This is a genomic window from Novosphingobium aquae, from assembly GCF_037572715.1.
Lineage (GTDB): Bacteria > Pseudomonadota > Alphaproteobacteria > Sphingomonadales > Sphingomonadaceae > Novosphingobium > Novosphingobium aquae.
In genome coordinates this window covers 387,788-406,716 of sequence record NZ_JBBHJY010000002.1, presented here as the reverse complement: position 1 = coordinate 406,716, position 18,929 = coordinate 387,788, and the positions used below count along the sequence as shown (strand labels likewise).

General features: G+C 64.1%; 15 protein-coding genes. 10 read left to right on the top strand and 5 right to left on the bottom strand.

Going from position 1 to position 18,929, the window contains the following annotated elements:
- The first annotated feature begins 54 nt into the window (after positions 1 to 54).
- The 4 genes from WG900_RS07295 (at position 55) to recA (ending at position 6,707) form a co-directional block, all read left to right on the top strand.
- Positions 55 to 606, top strand: a complete 552-nt coding sequence (locus WG900_RS07295) for a DUF2062 domain-containing protein (protein ID WP_339965994.1) — start codon at positions 55 to 57, stop codon at positions 604 to 606.
- On the top strand, positions 603 to 3,017 hold the full coding sequence (locus WG900_RS07290; protein WP_339965939.1) for a hybrid sensor histidine kinase/response regulator: 2,415 nt from the start codon (positions 603 to 605) through the stop codon (positions 3,015 to 3,017). Before WG900_RS07295 ends, WG900_RS07290 begins: the two co-directional genes overlap by 4 nt.
- Before the next feature lie 211 nt (positions 3,018 to 3,228).
- Positions 3,229 to 5,334 (top strand): TonB-dependent receptor, encoded by a 2,106-nt coding sequence (locus tag WG900_RS07285; protein ID WP_339965937.1) that lies wholly within the window; start codon positions 3,229 to 3,231, stop codon positions 5,332 to 5,334.
- A 293-nt stretch (positions 5,335 to 5,627) separates the two neighbouring features.
- A complete protein-coding gene (gene recA, locus WG900_RS07280) occupies positions 5,628 to 6,707 on the top strand; it encodes a recombinase RecA (protein WP_339965936.1) in 1,080 nt (359 codons plus the stop codon).
- 102 nt (positions 6,708 to 6,809) lie between these two features.
- On the opposite strand, the gene WG900_RS07275 is transcribed toward recA, so the two are convergent.
- The gene (locus WG900_RS07275; protein ID WP_339965934.1) at positions 6,810 to 8,870 is read right to left on the bottom strand and encodes an elongation factor G; all 2,061 of its coding nucleotides are present in this window, start codon (positions 8,868 to 8,870) and stop codon (positions 6,810 to 6,812) included.
- Between the two features lie 162 nt (positions 8,871 to 9,032).
- On the opposite strand from WG900_RS07275, the gene WG900_RS07270 reads away from it, so the two are divergent.
- The 4 genes from WG900_RS07270 to WG900_RS07255 all read left to right on the top strand — a co-directional run bounded on the left by WG900_RS07270 (position 9,033) and on the right by WG900_RS07255 (position 13,991).
- Positions 9,033 to 9,854: a class I SAM-dependent methyltransferase gene (locus WG900_RS07270; protein ID WP_339965933.1), complete on the top strand. Its 822-nt coding sequence runs from the start codon at positions 9,033 to 9,035 to the stop codon at positions 9,852 to 9,854.
- Between the two features lie 51 nt (positions 9,855 to 9,905).
- Positions 9,906 to 10,790: a diacylglycerol/lipid kinase family protein gene (locus WG900_RS07265; RefSeq protein WP_339965931.1), complete on the top strand. Its 885-nt coding sequence runs from the start codon at positions 9,906 to 9,908 to the stop codon at positions 10,788 to 10,790.
- 61 nt (positions 10,791 to 10,851) lie between these two features.
- Entirely contained in the window at positions 10,852 to 13,500 is a 2,649-nt protein-coding gene (gene alaS / locus WG900_RS07260) for an alanine--tRNA ligase (RefSeq protein ID WP_339965930.1), read from the top strand.
- 59 nt (positions 13,501 to 13,559) lie between these two features.
- Entirely contained in the window at positions 13,560 to 13,991 is a 432-nt protein-coding gene (locus WG900_RS07255) for a hypothetical protein (RefSeq protein ID WP_339965929.1), read from the top strand.
- 19 nt (positions 13,992 to 14,010) lie between these two features.
- Here the strand turns inward: WG900_RS07255 and WG900_RS07250 are convergent, their stop codons facing one another.
- On the bottom strand, positions 14,011 to 14,712 hold the full coding sequence (locus tag WG900_RS07250) for a hypothetical protein (RefSeq protein WP_339965927.1): 702 nt from the start codon (positions 14,710 to 14,712) through the stop codon (positions 14,011 to 14,013).
- A gap of 128 nt (positions 14,713 to 14,840) precedes the next feature.
- Here WG900_RS07250 and WG900_RS07245 point away from each other — a divergent pair, with 128 nt between their 5' ends.
- Positions 14,841 to 15,371 carry a hypothetical protein gene (locus WG900_RS07245; protein WP_339965925.1) on the top strand — a complete coding sequence of 177 codons (531 nt, stop codon included), beginning with the start codon at positions 14,841 to 14,843 and terminating at the stop codon, positions 15,369 to 15,371.
- A 2-nt stretch (positions 15,372 to 15,373) separates the two neighbouring features.
- On the opposite strand, the gene WG900_RS07240 is transcribed toward WG900_RS07245, so the two are convergent.
- Entirely contained in the window at positions 15,374 to 15,556 is a 183-nt protein-coding gene (locus WG900_RS07240; protein WP_339965923.1) for a hypothetical protein, read from the bottom strand.
- A gap of 50 nt (positions 15,557 to 15,606) precedes the next feature.
- Positions 15,607 to 17,382 (bottom strand): cation:proton antiporter domain-containing protein, encoded by a 1,776-nt coding sequence (locus WG900_RS07235; RefSeq protein ID WP_339965922.1) that lies wholly within the window; start codon positions 17,380 to 17,382, stop codon positions 15,607 to 15,609.
- Positions 17,383 to 17,439: 57 nt separating this feature from the next.
- Here WG900_RS07235 and WG900_RS07230 point away from each other — a divergent pair, with 57 nt between their 5' ends.
- The gene (locus tag WG900_RS07230; RefSeq protein WP_339965920.1) at positions 17,440 to 18,252 is read left to right on the top strand and encodes a sterol desaturase family protein; all 813 of its coding nucleotides are present in this window, start codon (positions 17,440 to 17,442) and stop codon (positions 18,250 to 18,252) included.
- A 3-nt stretch (positions 18,253 to 18,255) separates the two neighbouring features.
- Here the strand turns inward: WG900_RS07230 and WG900_RS07225 are convergent, their stop codons facing one another.
- A complete protein-coding gene (locus tag WG900_RS07225) occupies positions 18,256 to 18,924 on the bottom strand; it encodes a hypothetical protein (RefSeq protein WP_339965918.1) in 669 nt (222 codons plus the stop codon).
- Positions 18,925 to 18,929: the final 5 nt, after the last annotated feature.

Sequence of the window (18,929 nt, the reverse complement as noted above, 5' to 3'; positions counted from 1 at the left end):
AGGGTCCCCTTTCGGGAGCCCCAACGAATGATTACATCCGCCAAACCCATGGGAATGTTCGCACGCATCGCTGCCTGGTCGCACCGCAACCTTCCCAAGCGTGAGGATCTGGAGAACGTGCGCTTTGTCGCGCCGTTGGCCCGCAGGGCAGAACTGTGGCGATTTACGCGGCGTTCGGTGCCTCGCGGCGTATTCGTCGGGTTGCTCGTCGGTATCTTCGCCCTGATCCCGGGCGTCCAGATCGTCGGTGCGGCGCTGATGTGCGTGCCGTTTCGCGGTAATATCCCGATTGCCGCAGCGATGACCTTCCTGTCCAACCCGGCAACGACCCCGTTGATCCTGGCGGGATCGATCTATGTCGGCAATTCGATGGGCTATCATGCCGATCTGACGACATTCCAGTCGCTCTATTCCCACGGCGCCGGGCTTGACCAGTGGCTGTCGTGGCTGTTCTCCGATGCCGCCCCGGCGCTCGTTTCCGGCCTGCTGGTGATCAGCTTCGTGGTTTCCGTTGTGGGTTATTTCATCGCGGTCTTTACCTGGAACTGGTGGGTGCGCCACAAGCGCCGCGTGAAACTGGAAGGCATGAAGGCGGAGCAAGGGTGAGCGCTTCGGCGCTGGGCCCTTCAAACTCCCTGATCGAACGGCTGGCCGTGGTGCTGGCCGTCGCGATTTCGCTTGCATTGATATGGTATGCCACCGGCTCGCTGGCGGCACTCGCTGGCTTTGGAGGCGGGGTGATTGCGCTGGGCGGCATCGGCTATCTGCTGACCCGCCGCAATGCTCCTGAAAGCAAGGCTGATTGGGCCATGCCCGACTGGTCGGTGACCGTCGCCGCGATCGCCCGCCCGGACGCCGGCATGTGCATTACCGACCGCGCCGGCCGGCTGACCTGCGCCAATGCGCTATACGAAAGCTGGTTCGGTACCAGCCAGTCCCCGCCCAAGCTCGACGTCGATGGCGCTTCGCTCGAACGCCTGATTAAGGCCGCCCGCGCTGCCTGGCGCGATGGCATGGGCCAGGCCGAAATGGTCGAGAGCGGCCTCGGCCGCTGGCGGGTGGAGGCCGAGCGCGCAGGCCGCGCCGACGATTACCTGATCTGGCGCTTCACCGCGCTTACCGTCGCCGATCCGGTGGTCGACACTGCCCGCGCCATTGAAGGCAAGGCGGGCAGGGCACTGGGCAAATACGGCATTGCCGCAGCCCTGGTCGATGCCGAAGGCGATATCCGCAGCGCCAACGCCGGCTTTGCCGAACGCGCCACCGGCGATGCCCGCGCGGTGCTTGTCGGCAAGCCGTTCGTCTCCTTCCTCCAGCAGGACGATCGCGAGCGGCTCACATGGGCGCGCGAAGGCCGCCGCGGTTCGGCGCTGACCATGTACTATGTGCCGGTCGCCGATCCCGATGCCGGCGATCCCGACATGGAGAAAGTGCCCTCGCTGATGCTGGTGATCGATGCCGGAATCGCCATCGGCGGCGGGGCAGAGCGCGATGCGCCAACCGCCGCGCCGCACCTTGAGGCCTTGCTGGGGCAATTGCCGCTGGGCCTCGCCATGGCCGACCGCGACGGGCACCTGCTGTTTGCCAACCCGGCCTTCATGCGCGCCGCTGGCATGGAGGGCGAGGCACCTCCGACCTATCCGACCGACCTCGTCGTCAAGGAAGACAAGGGCGCTCTGTCCGATGCTGTCCGCCGCTATGCGCAGGGTTCTGCGGCGAGCGGCGACATCGCCGTGCGGCTGAAACACCAGCCGGACGAGCCGGTGTCGCTGAGCCTCGCCGGGGTGCGCGGGCTGGGCGAGGCGGCGGTGCTGCTCGGCCTGACTGACTCGACCGAGGAAACCCGGCTCAAGCGGCAGGTTGCCCAGGCGACCAAGATGCAGGCCGTCGGGCAGCTCGCCGGGGGTGTGGCGCATGATTTCAACAATGTCCTCACTGCGATCCTTGGCACCTGCGACCTCATGCTGCTGCGCCACACGCCGGGGGACAGCGATTATGACGACATCCAGCAGATCCGCGCCAATTCCAACCGCGCCGCCAGCCTGACGCGTCAACTTCTCGCCTTCAGCCGCCAGCAGACGCTGCGCCCCGAAGTGCTGCAATTACCCGACGTGGTCGCCGATATCGGCCAGATGCTGAAGCGGCTGGTGGGTGAGAAGATTCACTTCACCATCAGCCATGACCGTGATCTGGGCGCCGTGCGCGCCGATCCGACCCAGCTTGAACAGGTGATCATGAACCTGGTGGTCAATGCCCGCGATGCCATGGCGGGCAAGCTTGATGGGCACGCCAAGCTGACACTCTCCACCCGCCGGGTGACCTCCGACGCGGTGCGCGCCATGCGCAGCGAGATCATCCCGCAGGGCGATTATACCGCGCTGATCGTCGAGGATACCGGCAGCGGCATCGCGCCCGAACACCTCGGCAAGATCTTCGAACCGTTCTTCACCACCAAGGACCAGGGCCGCGGTACCGGGCTGGGGCTCTCGACCGTCTATGGTATCGTCAAGCAGTCGGGCGGTTTCATCTTTGCCGACAGCGAGCCGGGCCGGGGCACCAAGTTCACTGTCTACCTGCCGGTGCATCACGGTGAACCCGCCAATGCCGGCCTGCTAGCCAAGCCGGAACTCAAGGCGGCATGGTCAGGCGGCGGCAAGGTCCTGCTGGTCGAGGACGAGGATACCGTGCGCGCCGTCGCCGAACGCGCGCTCACCCGCGCCGGCTACACCGTCACCACCGCCAGCGACGGCGAGGAAGGGCTGGAGCGTGTCCAGGCGGGCGAAATGTTCGACATCGTCGTCTCGGACGTCGTCATGCCGGTGATGGACGGCCCCGCCATGGCCAAGGCGATCCGCGCCATACACCCGCAGATGCCGGTGCTGTTCATGTCGGGCTATGCCGAGGAGCAGCTGCGCAAGGAAATCCACCTCGACGGCGTGCATTTCCTGCCCAAGCCGTTTTCGGTCCAGCAGATCAGCGACAAGGTGGGCGGCGTGCTGGGCACGGCGCACGGATAAGGTCTCCGCTTCCCACCGCGCCGGCACAAGTGTTGCCGCGCTGCATCGCCTGAACGCAGAATGACTATGTGTGAGAGCAATTCCCTTGACCTATGCAAGGGCTTGCATAACGTCCGTCTCACCAGACAATAATGTTGCAGGGTGAGGACAGATGCGAAACTTTACACGTGGCGCGATTGCTTTGATGCTGACCGGCGTTTCGATGCCCGCCATGGCGCAATCAGACAACGGCGATCCCCAGGCAAACGACGGCGCGCTTTCGGAAATCGTCGTCACCGCGGAACGCCGCGAGCAGAATCTGCAGAACGTGCCGATCTCGGCAACCGTGCTTTCGGGTGAGGAACTGCAGCGCAAGGGCGTTACCAACCTCAACGATATCCAGCAGGTCGCTCCCTCGATCGCGATCAACACGTTCAACCGCTCGACCTTCGTCAACATTCGCGGCGTGGGCATTGCCCAGTCGGCGCCGACGTCGAATCCCGGCGTCGCCTATTACATAGATGGCGTGCTGATCCCGCACGAACAGTTCATCGGTCACAGCTTCTATGACATCGCATCGATGGAAGTGCTGCGCGGCCCGCAGGGTACGCTGAGCGGCCAGAACTCGACTGGCGGCGCGATCTATGTCCGAACGCCCGATCCGAAGTTCAATTCGCATGGTGCCACCGCCGATGTGACGGTGGGGGATTATGGCCGCGTCCGGGCAATTGCGACGGCGGAAATGGGCGGCCAGTCGGTCGGCCTGCGCATCGCCTACCTTCACGAGGAGCGCGACAGCTTCACCCGCAACATCGCCGCCAACGCGCAAAGCCAGCCGGGCAATCTCGACATGGATGCGATCCGTGCCAGCCTGGTGATGGAAGGTGCCGACGGCCGTCTGAAGGTCAACGTCCGCGGTGAATATTTCGACGTGAAGTCGGACAACAACGCGGTGAAGAACCGCAACGATCTCGTCACCGCGAACCCCTTCGTGATCGAGGAAGACGCCCGCTCCTATCAGGATCAGGCCGGATATCGCCTGTCGAGCGAAGCGCGCTATGATCTGTGGGATGGCGTCGCCGTTCGCGGCATGGTCTCATGGCAGGATGGCCATACCTATGACCAGACTGACGGCGATCGCACCGCCACCGCGCTGCCGCGCCCGCCCGCCGGCAACGTTGGCCGGGTTAGCCGCGCGACGACCGAATTCAAGACCTTCATCAGCGAAGTGAACCTGCTGTCGATTGACAAGGGGCCTTTGCAGTGGGTGCTCGGCGGCTTCCTGATGGATGAAACCGTGCCGGTCACCCTGCTGCGTGACAACAACAACACGCGTGATTTCGTCAGCTCGACCTCGACGATTATCTCATCGGCCAAGAACACCAGCCAGTCGTTGTTCGGGCAGGTCAACTACTTCGCCACTGAGCAGCTCGAGCTGATCGTCGGCGGCCGCTATTCGTGGGACAAACAGGTCTACACCCGCACCGCCGTTCCGGGGGCCGGCTTTACCTTGCCCTATGTCAGCCAGATCGCGACCAGCCAGCTGACCGGCAAGCTGGGTGTCAACTATCACGTCAATGATGACAACCTGATCTACCTGACCGCGTCCAAGGGCTACAAGGCGGGCGGGGTGAACTTGACGCCGAACACGCCCAACTTCCTGCCTGAACGCAACTTCGTCTACGAACTCGGCTTCAAGACCGAATTCCTTGATCGCCACCTGCGCGTGAACGGCGATGTGTTCTATTCGGTTTACAAGGACATCCAGCTGTCCAGCCTCGTCGGCGGATTGCCGGTGACGCAGAACGCGCTGGCTGGCCATGCCAAGGGGGCCGAGCTGGAAATTACCGGCCAGTTCGGCGGACTCGGGTTCAACTTCGGCCTTGGCTACCTCGACGCCAAGTTCAGCAATTCGGCTTGTATCTCGGACACGAATTCCCCCGGCACTGACGCCGGCTGCGCCACCAACCTGCGCTTTGTGCCAAAGGACCGGCGCCTGCCGTTCTCGCCCGAATGGACGATGAATGCGGGCGTGCAGTACACCTTCGCATTCGGCGGCATCGACGTGACGCCGAGGGTGCAGTGGTCGCACATCGCCCAGCAGTATGCGACCCCGTTCCCCAGCGTGAACACGCTGGTGCCGGGCCGTGACATTTTCGATGCGCGGCTGACCTTTGACTTTGGCAGCAAGTACAAGCTTGAAGGCTACGTCAACAACCTGGGCAACAAGACCTACATCGCCACCCAGATCCAGAACAGCTCGAGCGCCGATGGCGGCATCATCTATGGTGCCCCGCGCACCTGGGGCGTGCGGCTGAAGGTCGCCATCGGCGACTGACCGGCCAACCTGCAGTTTCCTTGGGCCCCGCCGCACCTCCAGTCCCGGTGCGGCGGGGCTTTCATTTATCCGCCGCTGATTCGTGTCGTGATATGGAACGGATCGGAAAAATTCCCGCTGTGGAGGGCGGTGCGCGATCCGTGGGAGCAAAATTATCAACATAATTTCAATTAGATAATCAATGTTCCAAAAATGTTCCTGTTCCCTTCTTGTTCCACTAGAACAAATGCGATACATCGATTCCCAGAGGTTGACCTTTCCGGTCGCCGCCACCTAGGCAGAGGGGACTAATCATGGCAGCGCAGCTCAAGCTGATTCAGGAAGGCAAAGACGGCACTATGAAGGATTCAGATCGGCAGAAGGCGCTCGAAGCCGCCTTGGCCCAGATCGATCGTGCGTTCGGCAAGGGCAGCGCGATGAAGCTCGGTTCGAAGGAGACGATGGAAGTTGAGTCGGTGTCGACTGGCTCGCTCGGTCTCGATATCGCCCTCGGCGTCGGCGGGCTGCCGCGCGGACGGGTGATCGAAATCTACGGTCCGGAAAGCTCGGGCAAGACCACTCTGGCGCTGCATTGCATTGCCGAAGCGCAGAAGACTGGCGGCACTGCGGCTTTCGTCGACGCCGAACACGCGCTCGATCCGGCCTATGCCAAGAAGCTGGGCGTCAACATTGACGAACTGATCGTTTCACAGCCCGATACCGGCGAACAGGCTCTCGAAATCGTCGATACGCTGGTCCGCTCGAACGCGATCGACGTGCTGGTGATCGACTCGGTCGCCGCGCTGGTGCCCCGCGCCGAAATCGAAGGCGAAATGGGCGATAGCCACGTTGGTCTGCAGGCCCGCCTGATGAGCCAGTCGCTGCGCAAGCTGACGGGTTCGATCAGCCGTTCGCGCTGCATGGTGATTTTCATCAACCAGCTGCGCATGAAGATCGGCGTGATGTACGGCAACCCGGAAACCACGACCGGCGGCAACGCGCTCAAGTTCTACGCTTCGGTCCGCCTCGATATCCGCCGCACCGGCCAGATCAAAGACCGCGACGATATCGTCGGCAACACGACCCGTGTGAAAGTCGTCAAGAACAAGGTCGCCCCGCCGTTCAAGCAGGTCGAATTCGACATCATGTACGGTGAAGGCATCTCCAAGATCGGCGAAATCCTCGATCTCGGCGTGAAGGCCGGCATCGTCGAGAAATCAGGTGCCTGGTTCTCCTACGATTCGATCCGGATCGGCCAGGGGCGTGAGAATTCGAAGACCTACCTCAAGGAACACCCAGAAGTTTGCGACCGTCTGGAAGCCGCTATCCGCGGCCAGACCGACAAGGTTGCCGAAGAGATGATGACGGGTCCGGACGCAGACGACGACATCTGATCTTCAAGGAGCCATCAAGCCCGACCAGTCCCGGGTGGCTCGGAACAAGCAACCGGCGCGAAGGCACCCCCTTCGCGCCGGTTCGCTTTTGGGCAAGGGCGATCAGGCTGCCTGCGCCGTTCGCGCCTTGACCACTTCGTCCGCCTGCTTGCCGCCCAGCTCGGCCAGGTGATCGAACTCGGCGTGGAAGCCAGCCAGCCCTTGGCTCAGCGACCGCAATTCTGCATCGAGGCCGTGAATGCCCGCTTCGGGCAACAAGGCCTCGACCCGTTCCCAGCGTGCCCAGTCCGGATGCGGCGAAAGACCGAGGATCTGTCCGCGCCGGCTCGACAACACCGACCCGGCCTTCGACCCAGTCCCGGCAGGAGTGTCTACACTCACCCGCATGACCGGCTCGAGCAGGTAAGGCGCGGCCTTGGCCAGCGCCTCCGCCATGGCCATCCGGCCCGCGACACGGAATGCAAGCTCGCTCGAATCGACCGAATGGAACGACCCGTCGATTAGCGTCACTGCCACGTCGACCACGGGAAAGCCCAGCGGACCCGTCTCCATGGCATCGCGGATGCCTGCCTCAACCGCCGGAATATACTGGCGCGGAATGGCACCGCCTGTGATCCGGTCCTCGAAACGGAAACCTTCACCGCGTCCCAGCGGCCGGATTTCAATCACGCAGTCGCCATATTGGCCGTGTCCGCCCGACTGCTTCTTGTGCCGCCCCCGCGCACCCGCCGGTTTGCGGATCGATTCCCGGTAAGCGATGCTCGGCGGATGCCCCTCGACGGCCACCCCGTATCGCCGCTCCAGCCGGTTCATCACAACGGACAAGTGCTCGTCATTGATCCCGCGCAGGATGGTCTCGTGGCTGGCATCATCCTGCAGCCAGTGCAGCCCGGCATCCTCCTCGCAAAGCCGGTGCAGGGCCGTCGAAAGCTTTACGTCGTCCTTCCGGTCCCGCGTCGTGATGGCCAGCGCCGCATTACGCACCGGCGCGGTCACGCCGAACTCGCCGCGCAGGCGCGCTTTGCGCCCTCCAAGCAGCGATCCGGCCCGCGCTCCATCCACCTTCGCAACGGCGACGATGTCGCCCGGCGCAGCGGCAGCCTGCTTGGCCGTCTTGTCACCCTGCATGAAGAAGATCGATCCGGTCCGCGAAGGCTCGCCATCGACCAGCAGTTCCGCGCCTTCACTCAGCGGCTCACCCAGCACACGGCCCAGCGCCAGCCTGCCCATCGCACCGGCATTGGTTACCTTGAACACGTGCAGCGCGCCGCCCTCAGCCAAGCCAAGCCGCGCCCCGGCGGCGGCAGGAGCCGGTGCTTCGTGCCGCAGGAATTTCAGAAGCCGGTTGACCCCGCCATCGGTCAGCGCCGAACCGAGCAGAACCGGCACAATCTTGTTGGACCCGGTATCGACTGCGAGATCGGCCATTATGGTACCCGGATCAGGCTGCTCGTCCATCAGCAGCGCTTCCATCAGGTCATCGTCGAAGTCGGCCAGAGTTTCAAGCAGGTGCGTGCGTTCCGACCTTTCGCGCTCCAACACTTCGCCGGGAATGTCGACGCGCTCGCTCGTCCTGCCGGGTCGGTAGCGATAGGCGCGTTCAAGCGCGAGATCGACATAGCCGGTCACGTGCTCACCCTCGCGGATCGGGATCTGGCGAAGGGCCAGCGGTTCGCGGCTCATCGGTTGCAGTTCGCCGATCAGGTTGCGGACCGCGCCGGAGCGGGCCGTCTCGATCTTGTTGACGAAGATGGCGTGGGGAATGCCCAGTTCGTCCAGCCGGCGCAGCATCGGCTCGGCCAGCGCCGCGCGTTCCGGGGCGGGGTCGATCACCACGATCGCCATGTCGGCGGCGGGCAGGGCGGCGAGGCCGTCGGCGGCGAAACCGGCTGCGCCGGGCGTGTCGATCAGCGCGAAGCGATCGCCCATATAATCAAAATGCATGCAGTTGATTTCAGTCGAGCCGCGCCGGCTGCGCGCTTCGGCGCTGGCATCGCCCACGGTATTGCCGGCCTCGATCGTGCCCTGCCGGTTGATCGCGCCGCTGGCATAAAGCAGCGCCTCGGCCAGACTGGTCTTGCCCGTGCCGGCCGGCCCGACAAGCGCGACCGCACGGGTGGATTTACTGCCATTCGTTCCAGTGGTGTTTGGGGTGTTACCCATTATCCGCCTCCTCTTGCGTGAAGGCGCGCCGGGCGCGGTCCAGCGTCAGACGCGCTTGGGACATGGCGCGATGGTCTGCCTCTTGGCGGTGAGTCGCAAGCGGATTCTGTTTGTTCATGGACCATCTGGCTCCTAGACCGGGTGAATGACAGGAGCCGGCGATTGACTGGTAAAAGCGAATGGCAGGACCGGGTGGGCAAGGCCTGGGCGCAGAGCTGGCAGCTGACCGATCGCAGTTTTGCCGGGCTGACCGGTGAATTGCTCCACGTCATCGCCGCCCTGCCGGGCAGCCGCGTCGCCGACATCGGTTGCGGCGCGGGTGAGCTTTCGCTCGCCTTGTCCCGCCAACGCCCCGAAGCGCAGATTATCGGCGTCGACGTTTCGCCTGACCTGGTCGAGATGGCCAATGATCGTGCTGGTCCCAACAGCGCAGCACGGTTCCTCTGCGCCGATGCGGCGAGCTGGGAGCCGGAGGGTTTCGCGCCAGACCTTTACGTCTCGCGACACGGAGTCATGTTCTTCGACGATCCCGTCGCCGCCTTCACGCATCTGCGGACCATTTCCGCGCCTGACGCCCGACTGGCTTTCTCCTGCTTCCGGTCACGCGAAGAGAACCCCTGGATGACCGGGCTTGCCGCGCTGCTCCCCGGAGTTCCCGCACCCACCGATCCCTATGCGCCCGGGCCGTTCGCTTTCGCCGATCCCGAGCGCATCAGCGACATCTTGACCCAAGCCGGCTGGAGCGGAATTCGGATCGAGCCCTGCGATTTCGCCTATGTCGCGGGTAGCGGCGACGAAGCCGAGGCGCAGGCGGCGGATTTCTTCGCCCGCATCGGCCCGCTTGCGCCGGTGATCCGCCAACTTCACGGTGAAGCGCGCAAGGTTCTGGCCGACCGGCTCGCCGGATGGATCAGGCGGAATGCGCGCGAAGGCGTGGTGGCTTTCGCTGCCGCCGCGTGGATTGTCACCGCCCGCCGTGACTGATGCGGGACGCATGATTCTGGAACGTAGCGACGTTTCAGGCGTTTGACCGGGATGCATCGCCAGGTCCTTCCTGTCGTGATCAATTGCGAAGGTGGCACGGCCGCCGGGCTTGGCGATTCGCTGGGCGATACGATCCGCAATGCCTTCGCGCTCACCGGGCAAGCGATTGACGTGAAACTGGTCAAGGCCAAGGACCTTGATCAAGCCGTTACCGCAACCCGTTCGCCCGTCATTGCGGTCGGCGGCGGCGATGGCACACTGGCCAGCGCCGCGGCGCGGCTCGCTGGGGAAGGGCGCTGCCTTGCCGTCCTGCCGCTTGGCACCCGCAACCATTTCGCGCGCGACATCGGCCTTGATGGCACGCTGGAACAAGCGGCGCAGGTTGCAGCCCATGGCCGCTGCGATATGGTTGACGTGGGTTACGCTGGCGAGCGGTTGTTCCTCAACAATGCCTCGCTTGGGCTATACGCGCGAATGGTTGAGGACCGCGACCGGCGACACTTGCCGAAATGGCTCGCCACCTTGCCGGCGGCGCTGCGCGTTGTGGTCTGGCCCCGCACGCGGCGGCTGGACCTTGATATCGATGGCACGCGCCGCCGGGTGAAAACGCCGCTGCTGTTTATCGGCAATAACCTCTATTCGCTCGAAAAGGGCCACATCGGCCAGCGCGCGACCCTGCAGGACGGGCAGCTTTCCTTGTTCGCGGTGGCCCAGCGCGGCGGACCGGGGTTGTTGCTGGCGGCATGGCGCATCATGCGCGGCAAGGTCGACCGGCGGGCGGACTTCGCTGCAATCGAGAGCGCGCGCGAAGTGATCGCCTATCGTCACGGATCGCATCACATTGCGCTGGATGGCGAGGTGATCGAGCTCGAATTCCCGCTGACCTTCCGCATTGCACCCGGCGGCCTCAAGGTCATGCTGCCCGCCATCGCCTGATCGGTTCACCGCATATTGCTTCGCACTTGCCGCAAATCCGCGAGTGTCCTATCGGCGCAGCATGACTTCGACGAACGAAATCCGCCGCTCATTCCTCGATTACTTCGGCTCTAACGGGCACGATGTGGTGCAATCTGCGCCGCTGGTGCCGTTCAACGATCCGACGTTGATGTTCACCAATGCGGGCATGGTCCCGTTCAAGAACGTCTTTACCGGGCTTGAGACGCGCGCCAACCCGCGCGCCACGTCCAGCCAGAAGTGCGTTCGCGCCGGCGGCAAGCACAACGATCTGGACAACGTCGGCTACACCGCGCGGCACCATACGTTCTTCGAAATGCTCGGCAATTTCTCGTTCGGCGATTACTTCAAGGAACAAGCGATCACGCACGCCTGGACCCTGCTGACCAACGAATGGGGCCTTCCCAAGGACAAGCTGCTCGCTACCGTCTATCACACCGATGACGAGGCTTTTGCCCTGTGGCAGAAGATCGCTGGCCTGCCCGAAGATCGCATCATCCGCATCGCGACCAAGGACAATTTCTGGGCGATGGGCGATGATGGCCCGTGCGGGCCCTGCTCGGAAATCTTCTTCGATCACGGCGATCACATCCCCGGCGGCCCTCCCGGCAGCCCGGATGAAGACGGTGACCGCTTCATCGAGATCTGGAATCTCGTGTTCATGCAATTTGAGCAGGCCGCGGGCGAGATCGTTGCCGACCTGCCCAAGCCCAGCATCGATACCGGCATGGGTCTGGAGCGCGTCTCCGCCGTGATGCAGGGCGTGCACGACAATTATGATACCGACACGTTCAAGGCGCTGATCGCCGCGTCGGAAAGTCTGACCGGCGTTGCCGCGCAGGGCGAACATCAGGCCAGCCACCGCGTGATCGCCGATCACCTGCGCTCGACCAGCTTCCTGCTGGCCGATGGCGTGCTGCCGAGCAACGAAGGGCGCGGCTATGTCCTGCGCCGCATCATGCGCCGCGCCATGCGCCACGCGCACCTGCTCGGTGCCAAAGACCCGTTGATACACCGTCTGGTGCCCGCGCTGGTGATCGAGATGGGCCAGGCCTATCCGGAACTCGGCCGCGCCGAACCGCTGATCCGCGAAGTGCTGGAGCGCGAGGAAACCAAGTTCCGCCAGACGCTGGCGAACGGGCTCAAGCTGCTCGACGAAGCGACCGGCGACATGAGCGATGGCGGCGAACTTCCCGGCGAAACCGCGTTCAAGCTCTATGACACTTTCGGCTTTCCTTACGACCTCACCGAAGACGCGCTGCGCGCGCGGGGGATCGGCGTGGACAAGGCCGGCTTCGACGCGGCGATGGAGCGCCAGAAGGCTGCTGCCCGCGCTGCGTGGAAGGGTTCGGGGCAGGCGGCGGACGCCGAAGTGTGGTTCGACATCGCCGAGCGCGTTGGCGCGACCGAATTCACCGGCTACACCGCCACCACGGCAGAGGCGCAGGTTGTTGCTCTGGTCAAGGATGGCAAGGAAGTGACCTCCGCCGCTGCGGGCGATGTCGTTACCGTCATCACCAACCAGACGCCGTTCTATGGCGAAAGCGGCGGCCAGTCGGGCGATGCCGGTACGATCACCGGCGCGAATGGCATGAAGCTGACGGTTGCCGACACCGGCAAGCCGCTCGGCCGCCTGCACGCGCACAATGGTACGGTGGAAAGCGGTTCGATCTCGGTCGGTGACACGATCAAGCTCGATATCGACGTTGAACGCCGTGACGCGATCCGCGCCAACCATTCGGCCACGCACCTGCTTCACGCGGCGCTGCGCAACCGGCTGGGCGGCCATGTCACCCAGAAGGGCTCTCTTGTCGCGGCGGACCGCCTGCGCTTCGACTTCTCGCAGCCCACCGCGCTGACGGCTGAGGATGTGGCCGCGATCGAGGCTGAAGTGAACGCCGAAATTCGCGGCAACGAAACGGTCGTCACCCGCCTGATGAGCCCCGACGATGCCATTGCCGCCGGCGCCATGGCGCTGTTTGGTGAAAAGTATGGCGATGAAGTCCGCGTGCTGTCCATGGGGCGGAACGCCGGCGGCCAGACCTATTCGGTTGAGCTTTGCGGCGGCACCCACGTGCGCGCCACGGGCGATATCGGCCTGTTCCGCATTGTCTCAGAAGGCGCGGTAAGCTCGGGCGTGCGCCGTATCGAGGCGCTGACCGGTGAAGGCGCTCGCCAGTGGCTGGTGGGCCGCGAGGATGCGCTCAAGAGTGTTGCGAGCCTGCTTCGTGCCACCCCGGACGAGGCAGAGGCCCGCGTCGCGGCCTTGCTCGACGAACGCCGCAAGCTCGAAAAGGAACTGGCCGAGGCGAAAAAGGCCCTCGCGCTCGGCGGCGGCGGAGCCAAGGCGTCTGCGGCTGACGAGGAACTGGGCGGGGTGAATTTCTCAGGCCAGGTCATCGACGGCCTCGACGCCAAGGAACTGCGCGGACTGCTCGATCAGGAAAAGGCGCGCATGGGTTCGGGCGTGGCCGTGGTCATCGCGGTCAATGACGGCAAGGCCAGCATCGCTGCCGCCGTTACCGAAGACCTGACCGGCAAGGTCAGCGCCGTCGATCTCGTCCGTGCCGGCGTCGAAGCGCTCGGCGGCAAGGGCGGCGGCGGCCGCCCCGACATGGCGCAGGGCGGCGGGCCGGACGGCTCGGCGGCTGGAGCGGCGCTCGAAGCTGTTCGCGAAGTACTCGCCGGTTGACGAGAGTCCTCAAGCCGCTTCCGAGGTTTGTCCTCGCGGCGGCTGGGGGTGTCCTGTGGATGGCCGTTTCGTTCTTTCCGCTGTTTGGTGGCACTGCTGCGCATCAAGTGCGGTGTCGTGGACGAGAATATTCAGACCACTTTGACGATTGCTTCAACGACTATTTCCCGCTGTTGGAGATGTCGGCCCCGATCGTCGCGCTCGCGTTGCTTTGGCCGTTCCTGCAGTATTCCTTCACGATCTGGTCTCCAGATATTCAGCAACGCAGCCGGATTTGGTGGTTCGCCAGCCGGTCAGAATCTGGCTATTTCTGGCCCGAGTTTCAGGTCATCGCCGGGCTGGGGGCCGCTTGGTGTGTGTGGCGCGCCGCGTCCTATCCGCTGGATCACCTGACTGCTGGCTATATTGCGACCTGGCTTGGGTTCGCTGTCTGGTTTCTCGCAGCTGTCTGGTTCAGCAGGCCAACACGTAGACGATACGGGGTCGATTAAGACAGGCCTACTTCGCAAGTCAGGTATCGATCAGCACGAGGTTCTCGAGCAGGAACTCCAAGTGCGTCCGGCCGAGCCGGCTCCACACGTTGTAGGTGCACGTCTGCCCGTGCACGCGGACGTAGGCGACCGAATTGAGGCCGCGCCCCTCCGGGTTGTCCTTGGGATAGGCACTCGCACCTTCCACGCCGTAGCCGGCGAAAGAGGGGTGGGGGAATTGGTCAAGCTCGCGAAGATGCGGCCACTGCCTAGCCAGCCGGACACGCTGCCGGGCAGGGCCAAGGCTGTCCGTGCCAAGCACGCCCGGGCCGGCGACGCCATAGGCGCTGCGGATTTCCGGAGTATCGTAGGCGACTCCCCAGCCGCCGGAAAAGTCTGCCCGGCGCACCCGCGCGGATTGGTCGCCGGTCTGCTTGAACGTCAGCGGACCGCAGAGCTTCGCGGCCTTTGACAAACGCCATTCGTGCAGCGTCAGAGCGACAGCGGCCGGATCGGGCACGGTCGGGGTGGCGGATGGTTCGGGGCCGATGTGATCAGCGGGCGGCCCTGATGGCGGCGCTGATGGTTGCGGGGCTGTCGATGCTGCCGGATCACCGGGGCTGCCGGGCGGCGTGTTGGTCGAAGCCGCCAAAGCAGCCTCTTCCTTGGTCTCGCTCGGTCCGCAGGCGCATGTCGCCAAAAGTACAGGGAGGAGGGCAATAGCGAGGGACCGGGTCTGCATGGCAGCCAAACGTCCCGCGCACGCAGGGGTTCCGGCTGAGCCAATCGTTACGGCAGCTCGTATAATCCCTCTGGTCAGCCGCGCGAGGGCTGGTTAGTCTATGCCCCTGATTTATTGGGGAGGTTACCATGCGCGCCATTGATCCGATCATCTTGACGCTTGTCGCGTCAACCGCCGCTTCGGCGCAGACGCGCCCGGAGCCGATGCCGCCAGCTCCCCCGCCACCTGTCATGATCGCGCCGCCCATGCCGGTGCCAATGGTCGCTTCGCCGGCGCGGCTTCCGGCAACCGTATTCCAGGTCGAAGTCCTGGGCGGCACGGAGCGGCTGTGGGCGGGCGACCTGCGCGTCGGGTCCTACAACAACGCTTCGTTCAACAGCTCGGTGAACGAAGCGCCGGAAACCTGCTCCGCGGACAAGGCTAACCTTGGCAGCTATGCCCCCAATTTCAGCCGTTCGGTGCGCGTGTCGCTGAGCCGCCGCGGGTACGGTGCCGCAGACACGTTCAACGTCAATGCCAGTTGGACGCGGCCCGGCGTCGCCTGCGAAGAAGGTTCATCAACTGTCTCGTTCGACCGCTCGTTCAAGCTGGAAGTCGGCGGCAGAACCGAGATGAAGGGCGACGGCGGGCTGGTCGTCCGTCTGACGCGGCTGAAATAGTTTCAGCCGCCCTGCCGCGCACCTTCACGGGTTTCCACTTCGGACCCGCGGGCAAGGTCATCCTCATTCATGGTGCGATCTGTCCGCTGTGGGCGCTTTATCCTGCCCTTGTCCTCGCCCGTGGCGTGGGCAGGGTTGGTATCGGTGCGGCCATCGGGATTGGCGGGATTGATCTTCTCGGACATGGCAACTCTCCTTGTGGAAAGTGCAACGCACCGCGCGCCGCAAGGTTGCCCTATTCGGCGACGCGTTCGCGCATGCTGGCGCTTTTTAACTTCGGTTTTTCGTCTAGCCCGCCTTCTACCATGATCTGCGCGCGGAATTCGTCGCGCTTTTCGTGGATCGAGGCGATGACGAAGCCCATCGGTACGCCCAAATCGACCAGCACCGCTTCGGATAGCTGCAGCGAGCTTTCCAGCGTTTCGGGCACGGCATGGCTGGCCCCGGCCTTGTAGAGGAGCGCGGCGTGGCTGGCATCGCGGGCGCGGGCGATGATCGGCAGGTCGGGGTATTGCCCGCGCAGATTTCGCACCAGCCGCTGCATCGAATAGGGTTCATCCATGGTCAGAATGACCGCGCTGGCCCGGTCGACGTGCAGGTGGCTGAGCACGCCCCCGCGTGCGGCATCGCCAAACACTACCGGATAGCCATCGCGCGCGCCCTGAGCGATGATGTCAGCATCGGCATCGAGCGCGATGAACGGCTTGTCGTGATTGCGCAGCATGTCCGCCACCATGCGCCCGACGCGGCCGAAACCGATGATGATCGCACGCGGCACGGTATCATCGGCGCTGTCCTCTGTGGCCGGGGCCGCCCGGTCGATCCGCCTGCCGAGCCGCTTGCCCAGTTTTGCCAGCAGCGGGGTGATGGTCAGGCCAAGCGCCGTGACGATCTGCCAGAACTGCGCCGCATCGCTGTTGATCAGCCCCACCGAAGTTGCCGTGCCCAGTACGATAAGCGTCGTCTCCGAAGGGCTGGCCATCAGGATGCCGGTCTCGGTCGACATGCCGGTGCGCGCGCCCATCATGCGCAGGATCGTGCCGGTGACCACCGCCTTGATGCCCAGCACCGCCACCACGGCCAGCGTGACTTCCCAGATCCGGTTCCACACCTGATCGAGGTCGAGGCTCATCCCAACGGTGATCAGGAACACCCCGAGCGCAAGCCCCTTGAAGGGCTCTGTCATCGATTCGACCTCGCCGGCATAATCAGTTTCGGCAATCAGAAGTCCCGCGATCAGCGCGCCGACGATCGGGGAAAGTCCGCTGGCAGCAGTCGCCAGCGCGGCAACGATCACCACTAGCAGGCTGGCGGCAAGGAACAGCTCAGGGCTCTTGGTGCGGGCGGCCTGTGCGAACAGAATCGGCAGGAACAAGCGTCCACCGACCATCAGCGCACCTACGGTGAGCCCGCCGATCATCAGCGTCCGCCAGATGTCCGCGCCTTCGCCGCCGCTGCCCATCGCGCCGAGCAGGAAGATGATCGGCACCAGCGCGATATCTTCGAACAACAGCATCGACAACGCGGCGCGACCCACGGGCGTGCGGGTATCGGTGATCTTGAGCACCAGCGCGGTCGAACTGAGCGCCAGCGCAAGGCCGAGCGCCAGGCCAGTGGCCAGCGAATTGCCCATCGCGAACAGCACTGCGCCAATCAGCAGCGCACCGATGATCAGTTCCAGCGCGCCCAGCCCGAAGACCAGCCGGCGCATGGTCCACAAGCGTCCGAATGAAAGCTCCAGGCCCACGGAAAACAGCAGCATGACGATGCCGAATTCAGCCCAGGGTGCCAGTCCTCCGGGGTCGGAGATGGTCACATAGGACAGCCAGGGAATGTCCTCGACCTTCGCGCCCAGTCCGAACGGGCCGACCAGCATACCCACCAGGATGAAGCCGATCACCGGCGTAATGCGAAAGCGGGCGAAGAGCGGGATGACGAGGCCAGCGGCGCCAAGGATGACCAGCGCATCGCCGAGAGGGGTATTGGGTGCGAACTCTATCGGTGAAGCCATACCTTGCACCTAAGGCATTGGCGGGGCATTTGTCACGGCGGGATTAGGGGGATCGGCATGAAGACCGAAGCGCTATGGATCGCGGCCATCTTTGCGGCCTTCGCTTTGCTTGAGGCGATGCGCGGCGGATTCCTGCGCAAGGCGGGGCAGACCAGAAGCGACATTCTGGTCGAATTGATCGGATCGCCCGTCCTGTTGCTGCTCACCCAGCCGCTGGTGCTGTTCCTTTCCTATCAGGCCATGGCATGGGCGGCACCGGAACATGCCGGCGCGCTGATCGGCATTCCGCTCCTCGCCAAGATCGCGCTCCTGCTCGTGTTTGATGACATGGCGCAGTACTGGTGGCACCGTGCGTCGCACAGTTTCACCTGGCTCTATAACCTGCACCGGGCGCACCACAGCGGCAGCTACATGTCGGTGCGGATCGTGTTCCGCAACAACGTGTTCTATTACCTGACAATGCCCAGCCTTTGGTTTTCCGGGGCGCTGATCTACCTGGGGCTGGGCTCTGTCTATGTGCCTTACGTGGTGATCAAGCAGTTGGTGATCATTTCCGCCCATTCGGACGTTCAGTGGGACAGGCCGTTGTACCGCATCGCATGGCTGTCGCCGCTGATGTGGCTGGTCGAACGGACGATCTCGACGCCGTCGACGCACTCGGCGCACCACGGCAAGCACAAGGCGGATGGAGTCACCCATTACAAGGGCAACTTCGGCAATCTGCTATTCTTCTGGGATGTCTTGTTCCGCACAGCCAAGATTACCCGGCGTTATCCCGATGAGATTGGCATCGAGGACCTGCCGCCGATCACCGCGGCCGAACAGTTGGCATGGCCGCTGTTCCGCTCGGAAGGCACGCGGCGGACTTGAGGTCTATTTGGCCTCGGCAAACAATCGGTCAACGTCACCGCCATTGCGCGCAAGTTCAGCGGCTACTTTCTTGCGCCCCTCGTAATAGACCATGGCGGGATGATCTATCCCGCGAGCCTTGAGGTCGGCCGCGCGCGCGTCGCTCAGCGTGCTCTCCTGCGCCACGTGATCGCAATAGCCTTCGACCAGCCATGTCGGCTTGGTAACGGACATCAGCGCACCATAGCGGCGGCGCTCCATGCCGTGGCAGGTCTCGTGCGCGATGATCGAGGACAGCGTCCGCGCCGCGCCGACCGGCTGGCTGTTGGTCATGCGGTTGGCGGCAAGGTGGCTGCGGTTGATCACGATGTAAATGGTCGCGGCGCGGGTCAAACCGAACGATTTGCGGCTCTGCAGTGCCAGCCAGGTCCAGCGCCAGCCGCCTTGCGTCAGATAGATCGACCGGCTCTCCCCCTGCGGATCGGCGATCGGGCTGGTCGCAATGCGGCGATTGGCATCGGCGATCACGCGTTCGATCTCGGCGCGGGGCAGCGGGGCCTCGCTGCGGATATCGAACGTGCCTACCTGTGCGCGGTAAGGGAAGGCCAGCGCCGAGGGTATGATGACCGGCAGGGCAAGAAAAAGGGCCGCACCTGCAAGCAGGAGCGGCCCCTTTTTGATTGGCTTGGCCAAGAGCC